This window comes from Infirmifilum sp. (assembly GCF_049970975.1).
In the GTDB taxonomy this organism is placed as follows: Archaea; Thermoproteota; Thermoprotei; order Thermofilales; family Thermofilaceae; genus Thermofilum; species Thermofilum uzonense.
The window spans coordinates 1,493-4,123 of sequence record NZ_JBMFLX010000112.1 but is presented as its reverse complement, the minus strand read 5'-3'; the positions used below and the strand labels follow the sequence as shown (position 1 = coordinate 4,123).

The following is a 2,631-nucleotide window of genomic DNA, read 5'->3' as shown; positions in this document are numbered from 1 at the left end:
GCCCCTGGGGGTACATATGGGAAAAGCCCCCAGGCGCCTGTAACGGGCGGTCCCGGGTTCGAATCCCGGCGGGCCGACTGACCACGCCGGTTTTGGATCTTTAAATCCGACAGCGCTCTATCAGCGCGTAGCGCCGGCGCCCCGCCTACTGTCCCCAGACAGTCGGGCCTATTCGCGGGCGCGGCGTCCGCCATCACGTCGCGGGGTGGGGCCTCACAACCTCAGCGGACTCCCGCACGGCGAGAGGGGCGGCGCCCGCCCCCGCTTCATAAACCTCCGGCAGGTGTCTGAAAAAGTATTCATCGGCATGTGCCCAGCGCCCCGCACACCGGCTCGAGCCTCATCAGCGCCTCCAATGTGCTTCCGGTGAGTTGTATCTGCCTCTCACCTCTCGTCCACGACTCCACGCCGAGGGCTTTCAGCACCGCCGCGGTCCTCGCGTAGTCGGCCTCGCGCCCTCCCTCTGCGTCGGTGTGTATGTTTACGTAGCCGTAGATCGCGTCGCGGCTCTTGAAGAACCTCGCCTCCTTCTCCACCGCTACTCCGCGGTCCTTCTCCTCCACGACGGCCCTCACCCTCACGACCAGATGCTCCTTCCTCTCTCTGCGCTCTCTCCAAGCCTCCACCTCCTCTATACGCACCCTAATCCGCCTGCCCTCGACCTCTTTCTCTATTGGCGGCTTCGCAGAGCCCCACATCTCCCCCTCGCGGAAGTACTGCTCCAGCCGCCGGCGCGCCTCGACGCCCTTCCTTCCGGCCTCCTTGAGGAGCATTTCCTTTAGTCGCCGTTATCCGGACGAAGCCCCTCCCTCCGGCTCTCTAGCCGTGAAGTGTATGAAGCACCACTCCCCCTCACAGATGTCCCTAAGGCCGAGCCCTCTCAGAAGCTCCACGGTATTCCTAAAGGACTGCGGATCGCTGGGCTGGTACTCCACCACCACGGAGCCGTCTTTTGTCAGCTTCACGGAGAACCTGACATCGCTCCACTCCGGTACTCCCCTTCCGAGCTTCGCGGCGAGGCGTCTGTACGTCTCCTCCCCGATGGCGCCGGCCTCTCTGCACTGCCTTAAGAACTCCGCCACCGCCCCTCCCTCACGAAGGGTATCCACCCCCTGGCCCAAGCCGACAGCGCGCCGGCTTTGTTTATGACGATAAAGTACCCCCGCCTCTGCAACCTCTCTACGTCTATTCGCCTCAGATCAGTCGGCTCGAGGACTGCGACATACTTGTCCGCTCTGGGTATGTTGTATATCGAGGTGTCGATGACGGCGTACCTGGCCTTCATCTTCCTCAACACGACCAGCACGTCGATGTCGCTGTCCTTCCTCTGCTCGCCCCTAGCATAAGAGCCGAAGAGCACCAGGGAGATCAGGTCGTCGCCGTAGACCTGCAGGAACGCGTCAACAAGCTCCCTCTCCATCGAGGTTAGTTCGCTCCCCTGCGTTATATCCTTTGTGAGCGAGGGCGTTGCTTGCCGTATTTTCCTTTAAAGCCGTTCCTTCGCGACGTGCCTACTAACGGTTCCCTGTTAATTCGCCCTAGAGGGCTTTAACAACGGCTTTGTCTTCGGCGTGAAGAGCCTCCGTTGTCGCTTGTTCGACCTTTGGGGTTCAGACCTCTCGAGGCTACGGCACAGCTTGACTCGATTCGGGAAGCCCCCAGCGCTGAGTAAAACTTAAATGCCTTATGCTCTTCAGCCTTGCTCGTGGACGTGAGAAGATTCGGCCCCGAATGGTTCGCCGTCGTTCTGGGCACGCTAGCGGTCTCCATGAACTCGCTGAGGCTTTCTGTCCTGTGCGACTGCCTAAGGTACGTTGGATGGCTTTTCTTCTACCTGGGTCTATTGGCCTTAGTCGTGTTGGGCTCGCTTTGGACCATCAGGCTATTCTTTAACCCCAGCGTGGTCAAGGAGGACTTCCTCAACGTCATAAGACTCTCCTTTGTTCCCGTGTTGCCGCTTTCGATTACCGTCTTGCTCACAATAAACTACCTCTACGACTTCGTGAGCTTTCCTGAGCCCTTGTATTACTGGCTGTACTACGCTATCTACGTTTCCCAATTCGTCGCTTCCATCGCCTTAGGGGTCAGGTTGCTCCTTCTTGACGTAGACCCGAACTCGATCACTTACGCAATACTCATCCCACCCGTCTCCGTATTGTCTACCTCCTTCCTAGGGATACCGCTTAGGGAATATTTCTTAACGGCTATAGCGAACGGCGTGGGCGTGTTGCTGTTCCTCTTCTTAGGATCCGTAGCCTTGACGCTCCACGTTAGGGAGGCCAAGACCTTGGCCAGGCTGTCCTCCTCTATAATGCCAGCCGGTGTTAGCAGTATAGTGGCTTTGTCCTTACTCGGTCTAGCCGGCGGGGGACTGTTAAGTGCCTCTAGCGCGAGGCTGATTGGGCTGACGCTCGTAGGCTTCGAGACGTGGAACTTCTTCGTTACCTTAGTCGTGGCGGGAGCCAGCTTCCATAGGCTCAGGAGGGAACCTCTGCTGTTGTGGGCGCTGACCTTCCCCGTCTCCGTATACTCTTCGGCGTCACTGGGACTGTATTACGCATACAGGCAACCCTTATTCCTGTGGCTGTCGTTCATGGCTTACGCTACTCTCCTGGTCTTCTGGGTCACCGC

The 2,631-nt window shown here is 58.8% G+C and carries 3 protein-coding genes and 1 pseudogene; 1 reads left to right on the top strand and 3 read right to left on the bottom strand.

Annotation, left to right across the window (positions count from 1 at the left end; translation table 11 throughout):
• Nucleotides 1-299: 299 nt before the first annotated feature.
• The 3 genes and pseudogenes from ACP5KC_RS09150 to ACP5KC_RS09140 all read right to left on the bottom strand — a co-directional run.
• Nucleotides 300-773, bottom strand: coding sequence for a hypothetical protein (locus ACP5KC_RS09150; protein ID WP_428287344.1), 474 nt, complete (start codon nucleotides 771-773; stop codon nucleotides 300-302).
• Between the two features lie 15 nt (nucleotides 774-788).
• Nucleotides 789-1,082 carry a PaRep2b protein gene (locus tag ACP5KC_RS09145; RefSeq protein ID WP_428287343.1) on the bottom strand — a complete coding sequence of 98 codons (294 nt, stop codon included), beginning with the start codon at nucleotides 1,080-1,082 and terminating at the stop codon, nucleotides 789-791.
• A gap of 179 nt (nucleotides 1,083-1,261) precedes the next feature.
• A pseudogene (locus ACP5KC_RS09140) lies at nucleotides 1,262-1,420 on the bottom strand (nucleotidyltransferase family protein); the annotation flags it as partial.
• 285 nt (nucleotides 1,421-1,705) lie between these two features.
• Between ACP5KC_RS09140 and ACP5KC_RS09135 the strand changes: the two are divergent.
• Nucleotides 1,706-2,631: hypothetical protein (locus ACP5KC_RS09135; protein ID WP_428287342.1), on the top strand; the 926-nt coding region annotated here is incomplete at its 3' end.

Bases quoted from the DNA above. Each gene is read 5' to 3' on its own strand.
- ACP5KC_RS09150 (WP_428287344.1), bottom strand. From the start codon at position 773: ATGCTCCTCAAGGAGGCCGGAAGGAAGGGCGTCGAGGCGCGCCGGCGG.